Source organism: Anaerococcus kampingae (genome assembly GCF_046365475.1).
Classification (GTDB): domain Bacteria; phylum Bacillota; class Clostridia; order Tissierellales; family Peptoniphilaceae; genus Anaerococcus; species Anaerococcus kampingae.
In genome coordinates, this window is sequence record NZ_JBGMEF010000040.1 from 1 (window position 1) to 1,832 (window position 1,832).

The 1,832-nt window shown below is 37.6% G+C and carries 1 protein-coding gene; it reads right to left on the reverse strand.

Annotation, left to right across the window (positions count from 1 at the left end; genetic code table 11):
- Positions 1–71: 71 nt before the first annotated feature.
- Positions 72–1,352 carry a group II intron reverse transcriptase/maturase gene (gene ltrA / locus ACCQ42_RS08910; RefSeq protein ID WP_110058327.1) on the reverse strand — a complete coding sequence of 427 codons (1,281 nt, stop codon included), beginning with the start codon at positions 1,350–1,352 and terminating at the stop codon, positions 72–74.
- Positions 1,353–1,832 lie beyond the last annotated feature (480 nt).

Here is a 1,832-nt window from a genome sequence, read left to right on the forward strand (position 1 = left end):
AATCGAATAGGGGCTAAGATCTAGCCCCTTTCACACCACCGTACGTGCCGTTCGGCATACGGCGGTTCAATTTAATTTACACATGACCTGCTTATGTAGTAATCATAAGGGTCAATTAAGCCTGTTTTACTTAATCTTTCTTTTGTGATTGCTCTTACTAAGCAGGTTTTTGTTGCTACAAAGTAGTATCTGTTTCCACAATAGGATGTTAATCTTGCTAGGTCTTTTACTATTCCCATTTTTCTTAACGCCCATTGTCTTTTCTTTGGTACTTTCCACATTTTCCAGCATATTATTCTGAGTCTGGTTCTTAGGTGCTCGCTAAAACTTTTTAGTTTGCTTTTCATGCTTGCTATTTTAAAGTAGTTTATCCAGCCTCTTATTACTTCATTTATCTTTTTGATTCTGTATTCTAGGGATACTGGCCATTTTCTTGTGGTTAGTTTCTTTATTTTATCCTTGAATCTTTTAAATGATGTTTCATGGACTCGTGCTTTCCATTGATTTGTTTTGTTGTCTTTCCAGTAGCCAAATCCAAGATATTTTATTTTGTTTGGTCTTGTTATTTTGCTTTTTTCTGCATTTACTTTTAAGCCAAGTTTGTTTTCTATGAATCTTGTTACTGAATGCATTACTCTTGTTGCTGCTGCTTTACTTCCTACAAATATTAGACAATCATCTGCATATCTTGTGTATCTAAGCTTTCTTGCTTCTAGCTCTTTGTCTAGTTTGTCTAGCATGATGTTGCTTAGGAGTGGTGATAGGTTTCCTCCCTGAGGCGTTCCTATTTCACTTTTTTCGTATATACCTTTGTTCATTATTCCCACTTTTAAGTATTTTCTGATTAGTGACTCTGTGTCTGGTGCTTTGATATGCTCATGGACTATGCTCATTAGTTTATCTTGTGGCACTTTGTCGAAGAATTTTTCTAGGTCTATGTCTACTACCCATTCAAATCCATCATTTAAGTATTCTAGGCTTTTGGTTATTGCCATTTGACAGTTTCTTCCTGGTCTGAAGCCATAGCTTGTTTCAGAAAATCTTTTATCTATTATTGGGGTTAGTACTTGTACGATTGCTTGTTGGATTATTCTGTCCATTACTGTTGGTATTCCGAGTTTTCTTTTTCCTCCGTTTGGTTTTGGGATTTCTACTCGGAGTACTGGTTGTGGTTTGTAGCGTCTTTCGATTATTTCTTGTCTTATCCTTGCCCAATTTTCTTTGATGTATTCATCTATTTCTTCTACACTTATTCCGTCTGTTCCAGCTGCTCCTTTATTGGAGATAACTTTTACTTTGGCTTGGTGCATATTTTCTGGGTTTAGGATTTGATTTATTAAATTATCTTCCATGTGTGCACTTGCTCCTTTCCGCTTACATAACTTTTTCTTAGGTGTGAGATTTTGAGTTCATTTACGTTTCTTCTACTTTCTCTGTCAGATTTGTTATGCTACATACATTTTGCTTATGCTGTTAAATTGTTCGGTCCTTCGGTGTTTCCACCTACTATGACTTCTGCTGACTTCTCATAGTTCGTTGTTACTACTGCGTCGTCTATGAGACCTCACGGGATAAGTCCTAATACTTTCATCGTTTACTTGCAGAATTTACGCTTTGGGTTTACGGTTACCTTTTGGGTCTTTGCTATCTCTTGCTAGCTTGCCCACCTGTTACGCCTTATATTCTGTTTCTGTTCGTCAAGCCACGATTTCGCTACCCGTTCTTCTCTCCTAGATGTCGCCACCTAAAACTTCGGGGTCGCTATTAGATTCGTTGGTAACTACGCTCTGTAGGGAATTTCACCCCAGCCTTAGGACATGCCCGTCATACAA